This is a genomic window from Pseudomonas sp. MYb327, assembly GCF_040438925.1.
GTDB lineage: Bacteria > Pseudomonadota > Gammaproteobacteria > Pseudomonadales > Pseudomonadaceae > Aquipseudomonas.
In genome coordinates this window covers 1,053,321-1,074,153 of sequence record NZ_CP159258.1, presented here as the reverse complement: position 1 = coordinate 1,074,153, position 20,833 = coordinate 1,053,321, and the positions used below count along the sequence as shown (strand labels likewise).

Here is a 20,833-nt window from a genome sequence, read left to right as displayed (position 1 = left end):
TGGTCGTTTTCGCGACGCGATATGGCAAAAAGCATCAGGTCGGTTGACCCGTTTTGTCATAGCACCGGGGTAAGCCCGGCGCTTAAAGTGGCCGTCGAACCGACTCCGCAAGAGCCAGCAATGACCGACCTGATCAAACAAGACCATCGCGATGGCGTGCTGACGCTGACGATCGATCGTCCCGACAAGCTCAACGCGTTGACCAACAGCATGTACACGCGGTTGGCCGACCTGCTGTTTGCGGCGGACGAGGACGACTCGGTCGGGGTGATCATCGTGACCGGCGGCCCGACCTGCTTCACCAGCGGCAACGACTTGGTGGACTTCCTTCAGGACCCGCCCACGCATCTGGACAACCCGGCATTTCGTTTGATGCGCGCCGTGACTCATCTGCAAAAACCGCTGATCGCCGCGGTTTGCGGGGCGGCCATCGGCATTGGCACCACGCTGCTGCTGCATTGCGATCAGGTCCTGGTCACCCGCAACGCCAAGCTGCGCATGCCGTTCGTCAACCTGGGCCTGTGCCCGGAATTCGGCGCCAGCCTGTTGCTGCCGCGCCTGCTCGGTCAGGCCCGTGCCGCGCGTCTGCTGTTGCTGGGCGACAGCTTCGATGGCAGCGAAGCGGTGGCGTGGGGCCTGGCCAACGAAATGTTCGACGACGGCGCGCAATGCCTGGCGGCGGCCACCCGCCTCGCTCAGCGACTGCTGGCAATGCCGCAAGAATCCCTGCGCCAGTCGCGTCAATTGATGAAACAGGCTGGCATGGCCGAACTGCAAGCCACTCTGCGCGAAGAGAACCAGCTGTTCATCCAGCGCCTCAACAGCGATGAAGCAAAAGCGGCCTTGAACGCCCTGCTCAATCGCAGTACAGATAAGAATCCACCGAAAGGAAAACAGCCATGAACACCCCGGAAATCTACGTTGTCAGCGCCGCCCGTACCGCCATCGGCACCTTCGGCGGCTCGCTCAAGGACGTGCCACCGGCCGACCTCGCGACCACCGCAGTGAAAGCCGCCCTGGAACGCGCCGCCGTGGACCCGGCGCTCGTCGGTCACCTGGTGATGGGTAACGTGATCCCGACCGACACCCGCGATGCCTACATCTCCCGTGTTGCGGCAATCAACGCCGGCATCCCGAAAGAAACCCCGGCCTATAACGTCAACCGCCTCTGCGGTTCCGGCCTGCAAGCCATCATCAACGCCGCCCAGACCTTGATGTTGGGCGATGCCGACATCGCCATCGGCGCCGGTGCCGAATCCATGAGCCGCGGCCCGTACCTGCTGCCGTCCGCCCGTTGGGGCGCGCGCATGGGCAACGTTCAGGCCATCGACTACATGCTCGGCATCCTGCACGACCCGTTCCACGGCATTCACATGGGCATCACCGCCGAAAACGTCGCCGCGCGCAACGGCATCACCCGCGAAATGCAGGATGCCCTGGCGCTGGAAGACCAGAAACGCGCGGCCCATGCGATTGCCAACGGCTACTTCAACGAACAGATCGCGACCGTGGAAATCCAGGATCGCAAAGGCACCAAGCTGTTCAGCGTCGACGAACACCCACGCGCCACATCCCTGGAACAGTTGGCTGCAATGAAGCCAGCGTTCAAGAAGGACGGCTCGGTCACCGCCGGCAACGCCTCCGGTCTGAACGACGGTGCCGCCGCACTGGTCATGGCCACCGGCGCTGCAGTACAGGTCAACAACCTGCGCCCACTCGCCCGCCTGGTCAGCTACGCCCACGCCGGCGTCGAACCGGAACTGATGGGCCTGGGCCCAATCCCGGCCACGCGCCTGGCGCTCAAACGCGCCGGCCTGACCGTCGCCGACATGGACGTGGTCGAAGCCAACATCGCCTTCGCCGCACAAGCCTGTGCCGTCAGCCAGGAACTCGACCTCGACCCGGCCAAAGTCAACCCGAACGGCTCGGGCATCGCCCTCGGCCACCCGGTCGGCGCCACCGGCGCCATCATCGCCACCAAAGCCATCCACGAACTGCACCGCATCAACGGCCGTTATGCGCTGGTGACCATGTGCATTGGTGGTGGTCAGGGGATTGCGGCGATTTTTGAACGCGCTTGAGAGTTTGCTGTATTTACACACGTCGAAATGACGGCTAGTTAGGGTTGGTAACCATGTGCACCCTGTAGGAGCCGGCTTGCTGGCGATGACGGAATATCAGGCAACAGCGCCGTTGAATGATACGCCGCCATCGCCAGCAAGCCGGCTCCTACAGGTCGCTATTCACCAGCATCTCGTTCTGCCCCTTTGATCACTGCGCACCTGACGACCGGCAGTAAATACCAATTGCCACAAAATATGACATGCGTCATATTACGTACGTAATTTATCGCCGCTTCCGACAGGTAATTCTCCATGACCAGCATGCCCACCGTTGAACCCGACCTTGCTGTGCCGGTGAACACCCCGAAGCCTCCCCTGCTAAAACGCCTGTTACTGGCGACAACAGTCATCGCTGCGCTGGTGCTGGCCGGTGTGTACGCCGCGCATTGGTGGACGGCCGGCCGGTTCATCGAAGAAACCGACGATGCTTATATCGGTGGTGACGTGACGGTGATCGGGTCGAAAGTCGCGGGTTACATCGATGAAGTGCTGGTGACCGATAACCAGAAGGTCAAGGCCGGCGATGTCTTGATCCGTCTCGACGCCCGCGACTACCGCGCCAACCTGGCCAAGGCTGAAGGCGCGGTGGCAGCGGAAGAAGCCTTGCTCGCCAACCTTGATGCCACTGAACAACTGCAACAGGCCGTGATCGGCCAGGCCCGCGCCGGCATTGATGCTGCCGATGCCGAAACCTCCCGCTCGCGCGATGACGATGCGCGCTACAAAAAACTCGTCACAACCAACGCGGTCTCGGTGGAAAGCGCGCAACGGGCCAACGCCACCTTCAAGACCGCACAAGCCCAAAGCAATCGCGCACAGGCTGAGCTGTTGGCTGCACAACGGCAGTTGAATGTGATCGCTACTCAAAAACAACAAGCCCGCGCCGCGTTAATTCAAGCGAAAGCCGAACGTGATCTGGCGCAGTTGAACGTCGGCTACACCGAACTTCGGGCCCCTGTGGATGGCGTGATCGGCAATCGTCGGGCGCGGATTGGCGCTTATGCCCAGGCCGGTTCGCAACTGCTGTCGGTGGTGCCGTCCAGCGGCTTGTGGGTCGATGCCAATTTCAAGGAGGATCAGCTGGCGCGCATGCTGCCGGGGCAACGGGTAGTGATACATGCCGACGTGCTGTCGGGGCAGGAGTTCCACGGTCATCTGGACAGCCTTGCACCCGCCAGCGGTTCGCAGTTCAGCGTGTTGCCGCCAGAAAACGCCACCGGCAACTTCACCAAGATCGTGCAGCGGGTGCCGGTGCGGATTCACCTTGATCCGGCCGACAGCGTGCTCGGTCATCTGCGCCCCGGCTTGTCGGTCACCGCTGAGGTTGATACCCGCAAGGAGCCTGAAACCACAGCCGTGGTCAGCGCACCATGAGCCGCGCCCTCGCCGCCCCGGCGCAACCATTCAATGCCGCAAATATGGCAACGGCGACCAAGGTTTTTGCCTTCGCCAGCATGTGCATCGGCATGTTCATTGCGCTGCTGGATATTCAGATCGTCTCGGCGTCGTTGCGTGACATTGGCGGTGGTCTCTCCGCCGGCACCGACGAAACAGCCTGGGTGCAAACCAGCTACCTGATCGCTGAAATCATCGTGATTCCGCTGTCCGGCTGGTTGTCGCGGGTGTTTTCCACACGTTGGTTGTTCTGCGCGTCAGCGGTCGGTTTTACCCTGACCAGCCTGCTCTGCGGCGCGGCGTGGAACATTCAAAGCATGATCGCCTTCCGCGCCCTGCAGGGTTTTCTCGGCGGCTCGATGATCCCGATGGTGTTCACCACCGCGTTTGTTTTCTTCACCGGCAAGCAACGGGTGATCGCCGCCGCCACCATCGGCGCGGTGGCTTCGCTGGCGCCGACCCTGGGCCCGGTGATCGGTGGCTGGATTACTGACATTTCCTCCTGGCATTGGCTGTTCTACATCAACCTGGTGCCGGGGATTTTCGTTGCCGTGGCGGTGCCGATGCTGGTGAAGATCGACCAACCGGAACTCTCGCTGCTCAAGGGCGCTGACTATCTGAGCATGGTGTTCCTGGCGCTTTTCCTTGGTTGCCTGGAATACACCCTCGAAGAAGGCCCGCGCTGGAACTGGTTCAGCGACCATACGATTCTGACGACTGCGTGGATCAGCGGCCTGGCCGGCCTGGCGTTCATCGGCCGGACCTTGCACGTGGCCAATCCGATTGTCGATCTGCGCGCCCTGAAGGACCGCAACTTTGCCCTCGGCTGTTTCTTTTCCTTCGTCACCGGGATTGGCCTGTTTGCCACTATCTACCTGACGCCACTGTTCCTAGGTCGAGTGCGTGGCTACGGCGCGCTGGACATTGGTCTGGCGGTTTTCTCCACCGGCGTGTTCCAGATCATGGCGATTCCGCTGTATGCCTTTCTGGCCAACCGCGTCGACTTGCGCTGGATCATGATGACCGGCCTCGGGCTGTTCGCCTTGTCGATGTGGGATTTCAGCCCGATTACCCATGATTGGGGCGCCAAGGAATTGATGTTGCCGCAAGCCTTGCGCGGCATCGCCCAGCAACTGGCGGTGCCGCCAGCAGTGACGTTAACCCTTGGTGGGCTGGCGCCGGCACGACTCAAACATGCTTCGGGATTGTTCAACCTGATGCGCAACCTGGGCGGCGCCATTGGCATCGCGGCGTGCGCGACCATTCTCAATGACCGCACCAATCTGCACTTCACAAGGTTGGCGGAAAACCTCAACAGCACCAACGAAGCGCTGAACCAGTGGTTGTCCCAGGTTGGAAACAACTTCGCCGCCCTGGGCCAGAGCGGCGATGTCGGGGTGACTGCCAGCCTGCATCAGCTTTGGCTGTTGACCTATCGCGAAGCGCAGACACAGACCTACGGCGACGCGTTTTTGATGATCATGGTCTGCTTCATCATCGCCACGGCGATGGTGCCCTTGATGCGCAAGGTGCAACCACCCGCCGCGCCGAGTGCCGATGCTCATTGAGGCGTCGGCAGCTTTCTGAAAATCAGGCCTGAGGCGTTTTGCGGAAGCCTACCGCCAGACGGTTCCAGCTGTTGATGGTGCTGATGGCCACGGTCAGGTCGACCATTTCCTTCGGCGTGAACTGAGCGCTGACCACTTCGTAGTCTTCGTCCGGGGCATGGGTCAGGCTGAGCTGGGTCAGGGATTCGGTCCAAAGCAGCGCGGCGCGTTCGCGATCGGTAAAGAACGGCGCTTCACGCCAGGCCGTCACGGCGAACAATCGACGCGGGGTCTCGCCACCCTTGATCGCATCAGCGGTGTGCATGTCGATGCAGAAGGCGCAACCGTTGATTTGCGAAGCGCGCAGCTTCACCAGTTCGATCAGGTTCTTTTCCAGCGGCAGTTTGGAGACCGCGGTTTCCAGGGCGATCATCGCTTTGAGAGCGTCAGGCGAGGCGGTGTAGAAATCGGTACGCGGTTGCATGGAATGCTCCAGGGCAAGTGGGTGTGTGGATACGTTAGTCCTCCAGGCCACTTGGACAAATAGCCAATATTCCAGAAGTCGAGGAGGCCACTGAGGGATATCGATGCCAGCTTGCGTTTGCTCAGCGACACCTTGCTGCTGAACATCAGCCGTTTGACGCGGAGTTGGCTGTCGGTCGAGCCGAGGGTTTGAAATCTTGTTTCAGGATTTTTAGCGTTGCTGGTATTGCTATCGCGAGCAGGCTCGCTCCCACAGGGGATGTGTGATCGACGCCAGCGACCCCATCCCCCACAAACGGCAACGGCTTACGCCCGATTGAGCAGCCATTTCAAAAACCCCTTCTTCTGCACCACCGCCGGCACTTCCTGAGTCAGCGCCTTGACCTTGTGCAAGCGGAAATCCAGCAGGTTTTTCATCGCATCGTTGATGTCGTTACGAGCCTCCAGGCAGGGTCTGAGGTAGCCTTTTTCGATGCGGTAAAGCACACACGCGGTTTTCGCGGAGAACTCCGCGGGCAGCGCGCTATCGGTCAGGATGCCGGCTTCGCCGATCACTTCCCCCGGCCCCATGCGCCCGGTTTCCATGAGCGTCCCGTTGCGGTTCAGCGTCACCGATACCACCCCGGACTCAATGATGAACAAATGATCGCTGACTTCCTCGGCCGCCAGAATCGTCTCCCCGGCATTAAAGTTTTGCAGGGTCATGTTCTGGCTGAAGGTTTCTTTCTCCTCCTCACGCAAGGTCGAGAAAATCGGCGAACTGTCGATCAACGCCCGTGGCCGTGAGAGGTCGGTGGTCGGAACGGGCTCCACGCTCGACAGCAAATTGACCCCGGATGCGCGCAAGTGCCGGTACGCCAGATCATAGAGTTGATTGCGCACCTCGCGCTTTTCGCTCATCGAAGCGACAAAGCCGCTGATTTCATATTCCACGCCGGCGGCGGTGGAGCTTTTCAGCGCGACTTTTGGCGAAGGCTTGCTGAGCAGAATGCGGCAGCCCTGCTTCGCCCGCTCGAGGGCTTCGATCACCGTGCCGGGACGGACATGGGGGCTGATCTGCAGACTGATAGCAACGCCGAACATATCGCTGGGCCGGCTGAAGTTGGTGATCTTGGCCTTGGCCGCCAGCGAGTTGGGAATCACGATCATGCTGCCCTGGGAGGTTTGCAGCCGCGTGGCGCGCCAGTCGATGTCGATGACCCGGCCCTCTGTGCCGTCGATCGCGATCCAGTCATCCAGTTGATAGGGTTTGGTGGTGTTGAGGACGATCCCGGAAAACACGTCGCTGAGGGTACTTTGCAACGCCAGGCCGACGATGATCGCCAACGCGCCGGACGTGGCCAGCACACCTCTGACCGGTAGATTGAGCACGTAGGCCAGGGCGGCGATGACCGCTACCAGGAAAATCACCGCACCCAGCAGATCCTGGAGCAACCGCCCGGTATGCCCCACCCGTTGCATCAATCCCGCGCCGATCAGCACGGTCAGGGTGCGCGCAGCGAACAGCCACCAGCCGATCTGTAACCCCGTGGCCGCCAGATGCAACGGCACGTTCTCGACAAAGGGCGCCGGTTCCAGCGGGTTCATGCCTTCGTTGAACAGCACCAGGCTGTACAGCGAAAAAATCACCAGCCGCACGAGCAGTTTCACGTTGTGGCCACGGGTGCCAATCAAGCGCCATAACACCAGATCGGTCAGGAGCAGAACCAATGCGCAAATCAGTGGATGTTCAGTGAGCAACGACAGCATCAAGCAACTCCAGCACGAGACGATCAGCAAAAGATCGCACACATTCGCCACAGTGTAGGAGCAATTGATGACACCAGAACAACACAAAACAAAGTGGGAGCGAGCCCGCTCGAGATGACGGCTCAACAGGCACCATTGCAGTGACTGTCAGGCCGCTATCGCGAACAGGCTCGCTCCCACAGGGTCTGGGTGATGCCCGTATTATTTGCTGTTGGTCAGGGTGTTGTAGCTGGTCATCAGGTTGCGGTAGTCCGGGATGTGGTTGGAGAACAAGGTCGCCAGGCCTTCCACGTCGTTGCGCCAGTCGCGATGCAGTTCACAGGCCAGGCCAAACCAGGTCATCAGTTGCGCGCCAGAGGCCGACATGCGATCCCAGGCCGACTGACGGGTCAGTTCGTTGAACGTGCCGGAAGCATCGGTCACCACGAACACGTCAAAACCTTCGGCCAGGGCCGACAGCGCCGGGAACGCCACGCACACTTCAGTCACTACGCCAGCGATGATCAGTTGTTTCTTGCCGGTGGCCTTGATCGCCTTGACGAAATCTTCGTTGTCCCACGCGTTGATCTGGCCAGGGCGAGCAATGTACGGTGCGTCCGGGAACAGCGCCTTGAGCTCGGGCACCAGCGGGCCGTTGGGGCCGGTTTCGAAACTGGTGGTCAGAATCGTCGGCAATTTGAAGTACTTCGCCAGGTCGGCCAGGGCCAGCACGTTGTTCTTGAAACGATCCGGTTCGATATCGCGCACCAGCGACAACAGACCTGCCTGATGATCCACCAACAGAACGGCGGCGTTATCCTTGTCGAGACGCTTGTAAGAAGTAGTCATTGCAGTAGTCCTCTCGGGGTATCGATGCCGAACGGGCCGGCGTGGGTAAAACCTGGGTTTTGATCAACATGCAGTCAAGCAGTCAGCCGTGCATCTGGCCAAAGCGACCGGACTGGAAATCGGTGAATGCCTGGTGAATTTCTTGCTCGGTGTTCATCACGAACGGACCGTGACCAACGATCGGCTCGTCAATTGGCTCGCCGCTGAGCAACAGCACCACCGCGTCATTGCTGGCCTCCAGACTCAACTGATTGCCATTGCGCTCGAACAGGGCCAACTGGCCTTCGCGCACTGACTCCAGGCCGTTGACCTGAATCGAGCCGCGCAAAACCACCAGCGCGGTGTTGCGTCCTTCATGCAGATCCAGCGTGAGCAACTTGCCAGCATTCAGGCGCAGGTCCCAGACGTCGATCGGGGTAAAGGTGCGCGACGGCCCTTTGTGGCCTTCGAATTCACCGGCAATCAAGCGCAGGCTGCCTGCGTTGTTCTTCAAGGCAATGTTCGGGATGTCGCCATCCAGAATCGTCTGGTAACCGGCGTCGGCCATTTTGTCCTTGGCCGGCAGGTTGACCCACAACTGCACCATTTCCAGGGTGCCACCGCTTTTGGCGAAGGCTTCGGAGTGGAACTCCTCATGGAGAATTCCAGAGGCGGCGGTCATCCATTGCACGTCGCCGGGGCCGATCTTGCCACCGCTGCCGGTGGAGTCACGGTGTTCCAGTTCGCCCTTGTAAACGATAGTCACGGTTTCGAAGCCACGGTGCGGATGCTGACCAACGCCACGACGCTCGGTGGTCGGGGTGAATTCAGCAGGACCGGCGTGATCCAGCAGCAGGAACGGGCTGATGTGTTTGCCCAGGTTGTCGTAGGAAAACAGTGTACGAACCGGGAAACCGTCGCCGACCCAATGGGACCGTGGGCTGGTGTAGATACCGATGATGTTTTTCATGGTGCCTCCGAATCAGGTGGTTGAAGCCATGGACAAAGCTTAAAACCGAGGCCTTTGCTGCGCTAGACTGCAAAAATCAGCCTTAGCGTTCTATTTGGAGAACGATAGTGGAAGACCTCAACACCCTCTACTACTTCACCCAAGTGGTGGAACATCACGGCTTTGCCGCGGCCGGGCGGGCGCTCGACATGCCCAAGTCCAAGCTCAGCCGACGCATTGCCGAACTCGAAGAGCGCCTGGGCGTGCGGTTGCTCAATCGCACCAGCCGCCATTGTTCGCTGACAGAAATCGGCCAGGCCTACTACCAGCGTTGCCTGGCCATGCGGGTCGAAGCGGAAAGCGCCGCCGAACTGATCGAACGCAACCGCTCGGAACCCCAGGGACTGGTGCGCATCAGTTGCCCAACGGCGTTGCTGAATTCCTGGGTCGGGCCGATGCTCACCCGCTACATGCTCAAGTACCCGCTGGTGGAGTTGTTCATCGAGAGCACCAACCGCCGGGTCGATTTGATCCACGAGGGTTTCGACATTGCGTTGCGGGTACGTTTTCCGCCATTGGAAAACACCGACATGGTGATGAAGGTGCTGGGCAATAGCACCCAGTGCATTGTCGGCAGTCCGGCATTCGCCGAACGCCTGTCCTCACCGCCCTCGCCCGCCGACCTGAGCGGCTTGCCCAGCCTGCACTGGGGCGGCGCACAGCGTGAATATCAATGGGAGTTGCTCGGCGCCGACGGCGCCAGTGCGATGATTCGGCACTCACCGAGAATGGTCACCGATGACCTGTTGGCGCTCCGCCACGCAGTAGTAGCCGGGGTCGGCATCGCCCACCTGCCTGCCGTGGTCGTGCGCGATGACATTGCGGCCGGACATTTGGTGGAACTGGTGCCAGGCTGGGCGCCGAAATGCGGAATCGTCCATGCGATCTTCCCCTCGCGCCGGGGGTTGCTGCCGTCGGTGCGCGCGCTGATCGACTTTTTAGGCGAGGAGTTTAGTCATGCCGATATTGCCTAAGGGCCCGGCAAGCCGAATGGGGCTGGCAGGGATTTTATTTCAGACATAATATCGACCTGGATTACAGCCATAATATCCAAATCGTCCGAGGTCATGATCATGCAAAGCCCAAACCGCGACGCCACACTCGCTCAATGGATCGCTCAGGAACAGGCCATGCGAGCACGCCTTGCCGGGCCTGGCAGTTTGTCTCTGGCCGAGGTCAGCGCGCTGTCCCCCACCGAGTTTTTCGACGGCATCGGCAACGGTGAACTGCCCTCGCCGCCCATTGGCACACTGATGGATTTCATCCCCATCGAATGGTCGGCCGGGCTGTTCGTCTTCCAGGGCACGCCGGATTCCAGACATTACAACCCGCTAGGCACCGTGCATGGCGGTTATGCCGCGACCTTGCTGGATTCGTGCATGGGCTGCGCGATCCATACCCAACTGAAAAAAGGCCAGGGTTATACGACGCTGGACCTGCGCATCAGCTATGTGCGGGCCTTGAACAACGCCAGCGGACCGGTGCGGGCCGAGGGCAAGATCGTGCATCTGGGGCGTTCGACGGCGTTGGCCGAGGGGCGGATTTATGATGTAGATGGGCGTTTGTATGCGACGGGATCGACGACTTGCATGATTCTTGAGGCTCGGGGGTAAAGAGGAAATCAAAAGATCGCAGCCTTCGCTAGCTGTTACAGGCAATCCCATTTAGGAACTGCCGAAGGCTGCGATCTTTTGATATTTGATTTCCAGTCAACATTGCTTTGCCGCTCCAGCGGTTTTTCTCACGGATGCAGGCGCGGATACTCACGTCCATTCCCCACTGCAACCTCTGGAGTCATTCATGTCTATTCCCGCATTCGGCCTGGGCACCTTTCGCTTGCAAGGCCAGGTGGTCATTGATTCAGTCAGCAACGGCCTGGAACTGGGTTACCGGGCCTTCGACACCGCACAAATCTACGAGAATGAAGCCGAAGTCGGCGAAGCCATTGCCGCCAGCGGTATTGCCCGTGAAGAACTTTTCATCACCAGCAAGATTTGGGTCGCCAACTTCGCCGGGGATCGACTGATCGACAGCCTCAAGCAGAGCCTGCAAAAACTGCAGACCGACTACCTGGACCTGACCCTCATCCACTGGCCGTCCCCCGAAGACCAGGTCCCGGTGGAAGAATTCATGGGTGCCCTGCTCGAAGCCAAACGCCTGGGCCTGACCCGGCAAATCGGCGTGTCGAACTTCACCGTCGACCTGATGAAACAAGCCATCGCCGCCGTCGGTGCCGAGCACATCGCTACCAACCAGATCGAACTGCACCCGTATCTGCAAAACCGCAAAGTGGTCGAGTTCGCCCACAGCCACGGCATCCAGATCACGTCGTACATGACCCTGGCCTATGGCGAAGTGTTGAAGGACCCGCTCATCCGCCAAATTGCCGATCGCCTGCAAGCAACACCGGCTCAAGTCACCCTGGCCTGGGCGATGCAATTGGGTTACGCGGTGATCCCTTCGTCCACCAAACGCGCCAATCTCGCCAGCAACCTGAAAGCCTGCGAGCTGACCCTGAGCGACGCCGACATGGCGTTGATCGCAAGCCTTGATCGCGGTCAGCGCTTGACCAGCCCGAAAGGCATCGCGCCGAACTGGGATTAAGCCTCAGGCCTGCGAAAAAGGCGGCTGTATCTGTGGCAAGGGAGCAAGCTCCCTCGCCACGGGTTTGCGTATCAAGCCTGCCCCAGGCTCTGGTCCAGGCGCTGCATGGCGTGCTGCAACTGATCGACGGCCGCGTCGATCAATGAGGTTTCGCCCGCGCTGCACGCACGCTCCAACTGGTCGCAACACTCGACCAGACCCAGCGCCCGGACCATCAGCGCCCCGCCCTTGATACGGTGCGCCAACACCTGCAAACCATCGTGATTGCCGCTGGCGTGCACTTGCAGCAGATGCTCGCGATCATCGCGGTTGGTCGCGGCCAGGTCTTGCAGCAATTGGCTGATCAACTCATGGTCCGCACCCACGTAGCGCTCCAATCCGGTCAAATCAATCTCGGCGTTGGGCGCGTCATCGTCTATCACGGCCGAATCGCTGGGAAACCGGCTGGCCAGCCAGTCGCTCAAGTCCACCAATCGAATCGGTTTAAACAGGCAATCGTCCATGCCCGCCTCGATACAGCGAATCCTGTCCTCGGGTTGCGCATTAGCGGTGAACCCCAGAATCAAGGTGGGTGGCAGACCGCTGAACCGCTCTTCATCGCGTATCGCACCCGCCAACTCATATCCACTGACAAGCGGCATATTGCAGTCGGTGATAACCAGATGGAATGCGTGCTCACGCCACTGCTCAATACCTTGCTGGCCATCTTCCGCCTCCAGAACCTGGTGCCCCAGATAGCGCAGCTGTCGCGATAGCAGCAGGCGATTGGACGGATAGTCGTCGACCACCAGGACCGTCAGTGGCTTGGCCTGCACCAGTGCATCGCCTTGCCTTTGCGCATTGACCGGTAGCGCCTGCAACACGACCAGTTCAAGGCTGACTTCTACCCGCGTGCCACGCCCGAGAACGCTGTCGAGCTGTAATCGACCACCCATCATTTCGCACAAGGTACGGCTGATCACCAGTCCCAGCCCGGAACCCTGGCGAGCGGATTGCTGACTGTTCCCGGCCTGCACGAACGGGCTGAACAAGCGCTGCTGGTCGTGTTCACTGATTCCAATGCCGCTGTCTTCAACGTGCACACTCACCGCCATACGCGCCGATGACGCCGGGACCACTCGCAGCCGCAGACTCACCTCACCTTCACGGGTGAACTTGATGGCATTGCTCAACAGATTGGACAACACCTGCTTGAAGCGCGTGGGATCAATCATCACGTCGCAGTCGCTGTGCGCGTCGAATTCAACTCGCCACAGCAGGTTTTTTTCCCGTGCCAGTCCTTCAAAAACCCGGCACACCGACAGCACCAGCGTCTGCAAATTGGCCCGTTCCGGCATCAACGACAGATGCCCCGACTCGATGCGGGCAATGTCGAGAATATCGCCGATCAACCCCAGCAATTGTTGGCCGGCATTCGACGCCACTTCGATGGCAGCACGGTCGGTGACGCCTTCATCCGCCCGCTTCAGCGCCAGCTCCAGCATGCCAATCAGGGCATTCATCGGGGTGCGGATTTCGTGGCTCATGGTCGCCAGAAAAGTGGTCTTGGCGCGGTTGGCATCGTCGGCTGCGTCCTTGGCGTCCTGCAATTGCCCCAACAATTGCTGACGCTGGCGGATCTGCCGACGCTGCCAGACAATCCCGCCCAAGGCGATCAAGAGCAAAACGCCAGCGGCGGCGAACGCCTGGAAAATCGCCTGCCGATGCCGCAGCCAGTAGCTTTGCTCCACCTGCAAATCATTGCGCCAGGGTTGAACCAGCTCGTCGATTTCCTCGGGGGGAATACTGAGCAGGGCCTTGTCCAGAATCGAATGCAACTCGATGGCTTCATGACTGGTCGCCAAGGTGCTGCGGGCCGGGTCGGTGCCCACGGTACTGGTCACTTGCAGGCGATCGCGGTATTGCCGGGAAATCAGGTAACGCGCGCTGATCAACGAATTGATGCCCCCATCGGCCTTGCCCTGGGCGACCATTTCCATGGCGTCTGCCGACAGTGGCGCATCCACACAGCGTATCCGCGGAAAATGTTGGCGAATGAACTCGCTGACGATGTTGCCCTGGGTCAGCGCCAGGGTTTTCCCGGCCATCTCATCCAGGGTTCTTGGACTGTCCGGCGCCAAGCGGGTTACCAGCACCGAGGGACTGCTCAGAAACGCCCGGGTAAACAGCAATGCTTCTTCACGCTGTGAACTGAGACCGATCCCGGCCAGCACATCGACCTGGCCGTTTTTGATGCCCGTCAGCATCGCGGCCACCGACTGCATCGCCTGGATATCGAATTGCAGGCCGGTACGCTGGCTGATTTTCGCCAGCACTTGCACACTGATCCCGCGTAGTTTGCCTTCACTGTCAATGAACGAGATCGGTGGGACATTTTCGTTGATCGCCACCCGCACACGCGGATGCGCGTTCAGCCAGCGTTGTTCCGCCACGCTCAATTGCAGTGTTTGGGTGCCCGGCATGGACAACCCGTAAGCGCCCCAACGCCGCAGGATAGTCATCTGTTCACTGGGTGTGACGGCTTCCAGCGCCTGGTTGACGATGCGCAACAGCTGAACGTTATCCCGGGCCATCGCAAAGGCGAAACGCCCGGATTCCATCCGCGAGAAATCCGCCAGTTGAACGTTGTTGAGGTAGTTTTTATTGATCAAATAATGGGCGCTGATCGCGTCGCCCAGATAGAAATCCGCCTGACCGAACGCCACGGCCCCCACCGCCGCCAGTGTCGAGGGGAACAGCCGGACATCCGCTTGTGGATAAAACCGCTGCACGCTTTGTTCAGGCAAGTAGTGATACAGCATCGCCAGCCGCTTGCCGGCCAATGTCGGGTCCGACACTGAAGGTGAATCGCTGCGGGTTACCAAGACGGGCTGATCCACCGCATAGGCGCGGGACATCCGCAACTGCGGATCTTCGGCCTCGAATCGATTAGCCGTACCCAGCAAGTCCGCCTCGCCTTGCTTGATCGCCCGCACCGCGTCAGCTCGCGACGGATAACGTTGAACCTGGATCTCGACCTTCAATAGTTGTTGGATCAGTCCGGCGTAATCTGCCGTCACGCCCTCGAACAGCTTGCCCGCCACGTTGAACTCGAAGGGCGGATAGTCCGGCGTGGACACGGCCAGCACCAGTCGACCCTTTTGCTGCAGCCAGCGGGCATCAGCGTTCGACAGTTCGGCGCTAAAGCCTTCGACGCTGGAGCGTCCCAGCAACGTCAGGGGTTGTAGCTGCGCACCGGCACTCGATGCCCATAGGCAAAGCACCGGCAATAGAAGGTTCATCAGGCCGAACAGGCGTCGAAAGGCGTTCATTCAGATCAAATGATTGCGTCGGGCAAGATCGCGCAAATGCACCGACGACTCTACGTTGAGCTTTTCCGTCAACCGCGTCTTGTAGGTGCTGACGGTCTTGTGACTCAGATGCATGATTTCGGCGATTGCCTTGTTACTGATGCCCCTGGCCAAGTGCTGGAAGATCGTCAGCTCGCGATCCGAGAGCTTGTCGATCAACTCTTTTTCGCTGCGTTGCATTGCGTTCAGTGACACCGAACTCGAGGGCAGTCGAGTGAAATAGGTGTAACCCGACATCACCGCATGCACGGCTTTGTGCAAATGGTGCAAATCGTTGGTCTTGGCCACATAGGCAGAGGCACCGGCACGCATGCAGCGTTCCTGGTAGAACATGGGCTCCTGGGAAGTAAAGATCACCACGCGACAGGGCACTTCGCCGGCCTTGATCCGCGCCAGCACATCCAGGCCATCGAGAGACGGGATATTCAGGTCCAGCACCACCAGATCAGGCTTGTGCTCGCGAATCATCGGCAAGACTTCGTTACCGCTGTCGGCTTCGTAAATGCGCTTGTACCCTTCCTGCTTGAGAACGATTTTGACGGCGCCGCGAATCACCGGGTGATCGTCCACAATCAGCACTGACTTCATGGCAACTCCCTGGGCAAAAACACGACGATTGGGCGAAAAAGCCCGGATTAGACGCAGCGGCTGCGCATGGACTTTTGCATGGAATACCGGGGGAATCTACCTGACAGAAATGACAGTGCCGACGAACGGTAGACATGGATCCACGCTTCCCATCAAGCGCTGAAGCGCCGACAGATCAGGCAGCAATGCGTGGCTAATCTGGATTTTTTGCTGCTTGCCGGCCGGCAGACTCGGTAGCCGCGCCGCCCGGCCGTCGTAGATCAAGACCCGGTCCAGCTGCCGGTTATCGAGGCAGTAATCGAGCAGATCCAGCTTCCCTTCCCCCATCGCCGCATTGATGACCAGCAGATCGAACGGCTCGCTCGCAAACTCCACCAACGTCAGCAGCTCTTCGACGCAGAGCACCGGCGCCACCCGAAAGTAACCGAGCTGGTTGAAGCAGCGCTCGATTCTGAGACGGTTAAAGTGTTGTTCGTCAGCAATCAGGATACGTAAGGACTTGTTCGACAACGTGGCCCCCGAAGCGAGTCAGATTAATGAGGGCGCAAGGCTACGGAAGACCCATGGACCTTTCTGTAGGACTTTTCCTAAATCCCGAGGCTCGTTGGCTACACGTTCTCTTTGGCAGCGTTACTGCCACCCGAACCGCCGGATGTAAAACCCCTTCACCGCCTGAGTCAGGCCCATATACGCCAGCAGAATCAGTGGCAGGAACACGAAGTACAGCGATGGCAATGCCTGCAATTTGAAATAATGCGCCAGTGGTCCCATCGGTAGAAAGATGCCCACGGCCATGATGATTGCGGTCATCACCATCAGCGGCATTGCTGCGCGGCTTTGCAGGAAAGGGATCTTCGGCGTACGAATCATGTGCACGATCAGGGTCTGGGTCAGCAGCCCGACCACGAACCAGCCGGACTGGAACAGGGTTTGATGGTCCGGTGTATTGGCGTCGAACACGTACCACATCAAGGCAAACGTGGTGATGTCGAAGATCGAGCTGATCGGTCCGAAAAACAGCATGAAACGCCCGACATCCGCCGGCTGCCAGCGTTGCGGTTGCTTGAGCATCTCGTCATCGACGTTATCGAACGGAATGGCGATCTGCGAAATGTCATAAAGCAGGTTCTGCACCAACAGATGCATCGGCAGCATTGGCAGGAACGGAATGAACGCACTCGCCACCAGCACCGAGAACACGTTGCCGAAGTTCGAACTGGCGGTCATCTTGATGTACTTGAGCATGCTGGCGAAGGTCCTGCGCCCTTCCAGCACGCCCTCCTCCAGCACCATCAAGCTCTTCTCCAGCAGGATGATGTCCGCCGCTTCCTTGGCAATGTCCACGGCGCTGTCCACCGAAATGCCGATGTCGGCGGTACGCAGGGCCGGCGCGTCGTTGATGCCGTCGCCCATAAAACCGACCACATGACCGTTGCCCTTGAGCAGGCGGACGATGCGTTCTTTGTGCGAGGGCGTGAGCTTGGCGAAGACGTTAGTGGTCTCGACCGCCACCGCCAGTTCGGCATCAGTCATGCGCTCTACGTCGTTACCCATCAGCAGGCCTTGTTGCTCCAGACCGACTTCGCGACAGATCTTTGCCGTCACCAGTTCATTGTCGCCGGTGAGCACTTTCACCGCCACGCCGTGCGCAGCCAGTGCCTTGAGGGCCGGTGCGGTGCTTTCCTTTGGCGGGTCGAGGAAAGCCACGTAGCCGATCAGTGTCAGTTCCTGTTCGTCCGCCAGGCTGTAGGTATCGCGCCCTTCAATCATCGGCCGTGCAGCTACGGCAACGACACGAAGGCCTTCTGCATTGAAAGTGGTGGTCACCTGACGGATTCGCGCCAGCAGCTCATCGGTCAGCGCTTCATCCATAACGCCGTGACGCACCCGCGTGCAGACCGCCAGCACCTCCTCCACCGCGCCTTTGCAGATCAACAGGTGGGAGTGATCACGCTCGGCAACCACCACTGACATGCGCCGCCGGGTGAAGTCGAACGGAATTTCGTCAACCTTGCGAAACGCCGTGCCGACTTTCAGGTCACGGTGGATTTCCACGTGCTCAAGCACCGCCACATCCAGCAGGTTTTTCAGGCCGGTCTGGTAGTAACTGTTGAGGTAGGCCATTTCCAGCACGTCATCGGAGTCATTGCCCCAGACATCGACGTTGCGCGCCAGGAAGATTTTGTCTTGAGTCAGGGTGCCGGTCTTGTCAGTGCACAGCACGTCCATGGCACCGAAGTTCTGGATGGCGTCGAGGCGTTTGACGATGACTTTTTTGCGCGACAGGAACACGGCACCCTTGGCCAGGGTCGAGGTGACGATCATGGGCAGCATTTCCGGGGTCAGGCCCACGGCAATCGACAGCGCGAACAACAGCGCTTCAGTCCAGTCGCCCTTGGTGAAACCATTGATGAACAGCACCAGCGGCGCCATCACGAACATGAAGCGGATCAGCAACCAGCTGACTTTATTAACCCCGTTCTGGAACGACGTCGGTACACGGTCGGTAGCGCCTACCCGCTGAGCCAGTGCGCCGAAGTAAGTGCCGTTGCCCGTGGTGAGGATTAGCGCCATGGCGGTGCCGGACACCACGTTGGTGCCCATGAACAGAATGTTGTCCAGCTCCAGCGGGTTACGGGTGTCGCTGTCGTGCTGGCGGGGGAATTTCTCCACCGGCATCGATTCGCCCGTCATCGCGGCCTGGCTGACGAACAAGTCCTTGGCGCTGAGTACCCGGCAATCGGCGGGAATCATGTCGCCGGCTGACAACACGACCAGATCACCCGGCACCAGCAATTTGATGGGCAGTTCGATGCGCGATGCATTCCGACGCAGGACTGTGGCCGTGTTGCTGACCATCGCCTTGAGCGCATCGGCAGCCTGGTTGGATTTGGTTTCCTGCCAGAAGCGCAGCAGAGTCGAAAGCACCACCATGGAAAAAATCACGATGGCAGCTTTCATGTCTTCGGTCAGCCAGGAGATGACTGTCAGCAAGGTCAGCAGCAGGTTGAACGGGTTTTTGTAGCAGTGCCAGAGATGGGTCCACCACGGCAGCGGCTGTTCGTGCTCGACTTCGTTGAGACCCAATTGCTCGCGCAGGGTCTGGGCTTCAAGTTCGCTCAGGCCGTCGGTGTGGCTGCCGAGTGTGCTCAGCAGATGGCCGGTGTCACTGCTGGCGGCGGTGACCAGGGTTTGCGCCAGGGTTGGCGGCACTTCGCGGCTGACTGTGGTGTCGGTGAAGTTTTCCAGCAATGCAAGGCGACGGAAGTGTCGGACGATGTGGCGGGTACGCAAGAATCCGGCGAAGAATTCCTTGAGCAGGGTCAGGTTCATGGCAGTTCCCCCAGGGTCAGCCGGGAAACCTTCGAGCAGGCGTGTCGGTGCGCCGCGATGACGACACAGGGTCGAACATCACGCACGGTTCAGCGTCGATGAGAGGACGTCGGGACACGGACCGGAACCGGCCGTTATCGGGATGCCGCTGCTCGCTTGTTACGGCGAGACAACGGCACAAAAAGGCTGCGCGTTATCTGGCCGAGGATATGCCGGTTATCGAAACCGGCCGACTACTGTCACTCGAACAAGTACCCACTGTGGGTCTCCGCTATTGATTGAAAACGCGCGAAGCTTACGCCCCGGTATTTGGAGAGTAAACCTGTTGCAGGAGATTGCAGGGGGAATCGCGGGGTTCTTCAGGGAGGGTTCAGGATTGGATATTTGCGCTGCATTCAATGGCCTCATCGCGAGCAAGCTCGCACACAGTTTGATCTGCGGACACAGATCAAATGTGGGAGCTTGCTCGCGATGAGGGCCTGCCAGTCGCTGAAGATATTAACTCGCGGTAGCCAACAACAAATCCACTACCGAACGGTGCCCACGATGCTTGCCATGGTCATACAGTGACCCGGCAATTTCGTCGGCACGAATCGGCAGGATCGACAGCAGCGTATCGCTCAAACCATGACTGGCCTGGCAGAAGCCCTGCATATAAATGCCGGCCTTGCAGCGCTCGTCGGTGATCAGTTTGTAATGGCGGTCGACCTCGAAGTCACCCAGGTACTGCTCCAGCGGCGCCAGTAGTTTGCGGTGCATCTGGCGCTCATAACCGGTGGCCAGTACCACGGCGTCGTAATGACGCACCGTGACTTCGCCGTTGGCGCCGTTACGCACCACCAGTTCAATGCCGCGCTCAGTGGCGGTGGCCTTTTCGATCGTGGTCAGGGTACGAAACGCATGGCGGGCAATGCCCGAGACTTTCTGCCGGTAGAAGATGCCGTAGATGCGCTCGATCAGGTCGATGTCCACCACCGAATAGTTGGTGTTGTGGTACTCGTTGACCAGACGTTCACGCTCACTGCTGGCCTGCTGGAACACCAGGTCGGTGAATTCCGGCGAGAACACTTCGTTGACGAACGGGCTGTCGTCCGCCGGTTTCAAGGCCGAACCGCGCAGGATCATGTCCACCTGCACCGACGGGAAGCTGTCGTTCAAATCGATGAAGGCTTCCGCCGCACTCTGACCGCCGCCGATGATCGCGATGCTCATCGGCTGGTTGTTCACGCACGGTTGCCTGGCCATTTGCGCCAGGTACTGCGAGTGATGAAACACGCGACTGTCATCCTTCAGCGCCTTGAACGCCTCGGGAATGCGCGGGGTGCCGCCGGCGCTGACTACCACCGAACGGGTGGTGCGCACCTGTTGATGCCCGGTGGCGTCGCGAGAAATCACCCGCAGCGCTTCGACTTGCTGGTTGTGCAGCACCGGTTCGATGGTCAGCACTTCTTCGCCGTAACGGCTCTGCCTATCGAACTGCGCAGCAACCCAGCGCAGGTAGTCGTTGTACTCCATGCGGCACGGATAGAAGGTGCCGAGGTTGATGAAGTCCACCAGGCGACCGTGGGCCTTGAGGTAATTGACGAACGAGTAAGGGCTGGTGGGGTTGCGCAGGGTCACCAGGTCCTTGAGGAAGGAAATCTGCAACTCGCTCTGGGTCGACAGGGTGTTGCCATGCCAGCTGTAGTTGGCCTGCTTGTCGAGAAACAGCACATCCAGTTCGCCCTGGCTCGGCCCGCGCTCTTGCAGAGCGATGGCCAGCGCCAGGTTCGAAGGGCCGAAACCGACGCCGATCAGGTCGTGAACGATGGGCGATGCAATTGCCTGTGTCATTTCCAGTGTCCT

General features: G+C 59.7%; 16 protein-coding genes and 1 pseudogene. 8 read left to right on the top strand and 9 right to left on the bottom strand.

The window, feature by feature from the left end:
- Positions 1-120 precede the first annotated feature (120 nt).
- The 4 genes from ABVN21_RS04795 (at position 121) to ABVN21_RS04780 (ending at position 5,086) form a co-directional block, all read left to right on the top strand.
- Positions 121-903: an enoyl-CoA hydratase gene (locus ABVN21_RS04795; protein ID WP_339556035.1), complete on the top strand. Its 783-nt coding sequence runs from the start codon at positions 121-123 to the stop codon at positions 901-903.
- Positions 900-2,081: an acetyl-CoA C-acyltransferase family protein gene (locus ABVN21_RS04790; protein WP_223506362.1), complete on the top strand. Its 1,182-nt coding sequence runs from the start codon at positions 900-902 to the stop codon at positions 2,079-2,081. Before ABVN21_RS04795 ends, ABVN21_RS04790 begins: the two co-directional genes overlap by 4 nt.
- Positions 2,082-2,375: 294 nt before the next feature.
- Complete coding sequence (locus tag ABVN21_RS04785; RefSeq protein ID WP_339556036.1) at positions 2,376-3,497, top strand: HlyD family secretion protein; 1,122 nt, start codon at positions 2,376-2,378, stop codon at positions 3,495-3,497.
- Positions 3,494-5,086, top strand: coding sequence for a DHA2 family efflux MFS transporter permease subunit (locus ABVN21_RS04780; protein WP_339556037.1), 1,593 nt, complete (start codon positions 3,494-3,496; stop codon positions 5,084-5,086). Before ABVN21_RS04785 ends, ABVN21_RS04780 begins: the two co-directional genes overlap by 4 nt.
- Before the next feature lie 22 nt (positions 5,087-5,108).
- On the opposite strand, the gene ABVN21_RS04775 is transcribed toward ABVN21_RS04780, so the two are convergent.
- On the bottom strand, positions 5,109-5,549 hold the full coding sequence (locus ABVN21_RS04775) for a carboxymuconolactone decarboxylase family protein (protein WP_339556038.1): 441 nt from the start codon (positions 5,547-5,549) through the stop codon (positions 5,109-5,111).
- Between the two features lie 90 nt (positions 5,550-5,639).
- Here ABVN21_RS04775 and ABVN21_RS04770 point away from each other — a divergent pair.
- A pseudogene (locus tag ABVN21_RS04770) lies at positions 5,640-5,741 on the top strand (iron dicitrate transport regulator FecR); the annotation flags it as partial.
- A 113-nt stretch (positions 5,742-5,854) separates the two neighbouring features.
- Here ABVN21_RS04770 and ABVN21_RS04765 read toward each other — a convergent pair.
- The 3 genes from ABVN21_RS04765 to ABVN21_RS04755 all read right to left on the bottom strand — a co-directional run bounded on the left by ABVN21_RS04765 (position 5,855) and on the right by ABVN21_RS04755 (position 9,074).
- Positions 5,855-7,297, bottom strand: coding sequence for a mechanosensitive ion channel family protein (locus ABVN21_RS04765; protein ID WP_339556039.1), 1,443 nt, complete (start codon positions 7,295-7,297; stop codon positions 5,855-5,857).
- A 201-nt stretch (positions 7,298-7,498) separates the two neighbouring features.
- Positions 7,499-8,125, bottom strand: coding sequence for an isochorismate family cysteine hydrolase YcaC (gene ycaC, locus ABVN21_RS04760; RefSeq protein WP_339556040.1), 627 nt, complete (start codon positions 8,123-8,125; stop codon positions 7,499-7,501).
- 82 nt (positions 8,126-8,207) lie between these two features.
- On the bottom strand, positions 8,208-9,074 hold the full coding sequence (locus ABVN21_RS04755; RefSeq protein ID WP_339556041.1) for a pirin family protein: 867 nt from the start codon (positions 9,072-9,074) through the stop codon (positions 8,208-8,210).
- A 104-nt stretch (positions 9,075-9,178) separates the two neighbouring features.
- Between ABVN21_RS04755 and ABVN21_RS04750 the strand changes: the two genes are divergently transcribed.
- From ABVN21_RS04750 to dkgB, 3 genes are all read left to right on the top strand, one after another.
- Positions 9,179-10,087 carry a LysR substrate-binding domain-containing protein gene (locus ABVN21_RS04750; protein ID WP_339556067.1) on the top strand — a complete coding sequence of 303 codons (909 nt, stop codon included), beginning with the start codon at positions 9,179-9,181 and terminating at the stop codon, positions 10,085-10,087.
- 99 nt (positions 10,088-10,186) lie between these two features.
- Entirely contained in the window at positions 10,187-10,726 is a 540-nt protein-coding gene (locus tag ABVN21_RS04745; protein ID WP_339556042.1) for a PaaI family thioesterase, read from the top strand.
- Between the two features lie 187 nt (positions 10,727-10,913).
- A complete protein-coding gene (gene dkgB, locus ABVN21_RS04740) occupies positions 10,914-11,717 on the top strand; it encodes a 2,5-didehydrogluconate reductase DkgB (protein WP_339556043.1) in 804 nt (267 codons plus the stop codon).
- A gap of 71 nt (positions 11,718-11,788) precedes the next feature.
- On the opposite strand, the gene ABVN21_RS04735 is transcribed toward dkgB, so the two are convergent.
- From ABVN21_RS04735 to ABVN21_RS04715, 5 genes are all read right to left on the bottom strand, one after another.
- A complete protein-coding gene (locus tag ABVN21_RS04735) occupies positions 11,789-15,028 on the bottom strand; it encodes a transporter substrate-binding domain-containing protein (RefSeq protein WP_339556044.1) in 3,240 nt (1,079 codons plus the stop codon).
- Positions 15,029-15,655: a response regulator transcription factor gene (locus tag ABVN21_RS04730; RefSeq protein ID WP_339556045.1), complete on the bottom strand. Its 627-nt coding sequence runs from the start codon at positions 15,653-15,655 to the stop codon at positions 15,029-15,031. It lies immediately after the preceding gene.
- Positions 15,656-15,751: 96 nt separating this feature from the next.
- Complete coding sequence (locus ABVN21_RS04725) at positions 15,752-16,165, bottom strand: response regulator (protein WP_339556046.1); 414 nt, start codon at positions 16,163-16,165, stop codon at positions 15,752-15,754.
- 120 nt (positions 16,166-16,285) lie between these two features.
- Entirely contained in the window at positions 16,286-18,988 is a 2,703-nt protein-coding gene (mgtA, locus tag ABVN21_RS04720; protein ID WP_339556047.1) for a magnesium-translocating P-type ATPase, read from the bottom strand.
- Between the two features lie 498 nt (positions 18,989-19,486).
- Positions 19,487-20,821: a SidA/IucD/PvdA family monooxygenase gene (locus tag ABVN21_RS04715; protein WP_339556048.1), complete on the bottom strand. Its 1,335-nt coding sequence runs from the start codon at positions 20,819-20,821 to the stop codon at positions 19,487-19,489.
- Positions 20,822-20,833 lie beyond the last annotated feature (12 nt).

What these genes read in the sequence shown, in the direction of transcription:
- ABVN21_RS04795 (WP_339556035.1), top strand. Translation starts at nt 121, where the DNA reads ATGACCGACCTGATCAAACAAGACCATCGCGATGGCGTGCTGACGCTG.
- ABVN21_RS04790 (WP_223506362.1), top strand. Translation starts at nt 900, where the DNA reads ATGAACACCCCGGAAATCTACGTTGTCAGCGCCGCCCGTACCGCCATC.
- ABVN21_RS04785 (WP_339556036.1), top strand. Translation starts at nt 2,376, where the DNA reads ATGACCAGCATGCCCACCGTTGAACCCGACCTTGCTGTGCCGGTGAAC.
- ABVN21_RS04780 (WP_339556037.1), top strand. Translation starts at nt 3,494, where the DNA reads ATGAGCCGCGCCCTCGCCGCCCCGGCGCAACCATTCAATGCCGCAAAT.
- ABVN21_RS04775 (WP_339556038.1), bottom strand. Translation starts at nt 5,549, where the DNA reads ATGCAACCGCGTACCGATTTCTACACCGCCTCGCCTGACGCTCTCAAA.
- ABVN21_RS04765 (WP_339556039.1), bottom strand. Translation starts at nt 7,297, where the DNA reads ATGCTGTCGTTGCTCACTGAACATCCACTGATTTGCGCATTGGTTCTG.
- ycaC (WP_339556040.1), bottom strand. Translation starts at nt 8,125, where the DNA reads ATGACTACTTCTTACAAGCGTCTCGACAAGGATAACGCCGCCGTTCTG.
- ABVN21_RS04755 (WP_339556041.1), bottom strand. Translation starts at nt 9,074, where the DNA reads ATGAAAAACATCATCGGTATCTACACCAGCCCACGGTCCCATTGGGTC.
- ABVN21_RS04745 (WP_339556042.1), top strand. Translation starts at nt 10,187, where the DNA reads ATGCAAAGCCCAAACCGCGACGCCACACTCGCTCAATGGATCGCTCAG.
- dkgB (WP_339556043.1), top strand. Translation starts at nt 10,914, where the DNA reads ATGTCTATTCCCGCATTCGGCCTGGGCACCTTTCGCTTGCAAGGCCAG.
- ABVN21_RS04735 (WP_339556044.1), bottom strand. Translation starts at nt 15,028, where the DNA reads ATGAACGCCTTTCGACGCCTGTTCGGCCTGATGAACCTTCTATTGCCG.
- ABVN21_RS04730 (WP_339556045.1), bottom strand. Translation starts at nt 15,655, where the DNA reads ATGAAGTCAGTGCTGATTGTGGACGATCACCCGGTGATTCGCGGCGCC.
- mgtA (WP_339556047.1), bottom strand. Translation starts at nt 18,988, where the DNA reads ATGAACCTGACCCTGCTCAAGGAATTCTTCGCCGGATTCTTGCGTACC.
- ABVN21_RS04715 (WP_339556048.1), bottom strand. Translation starts at nt 20,821, where the DNA reads ATGACACAGGCAATTGCATCGCCCATCGTTCACGACCTGATCGGCGTC.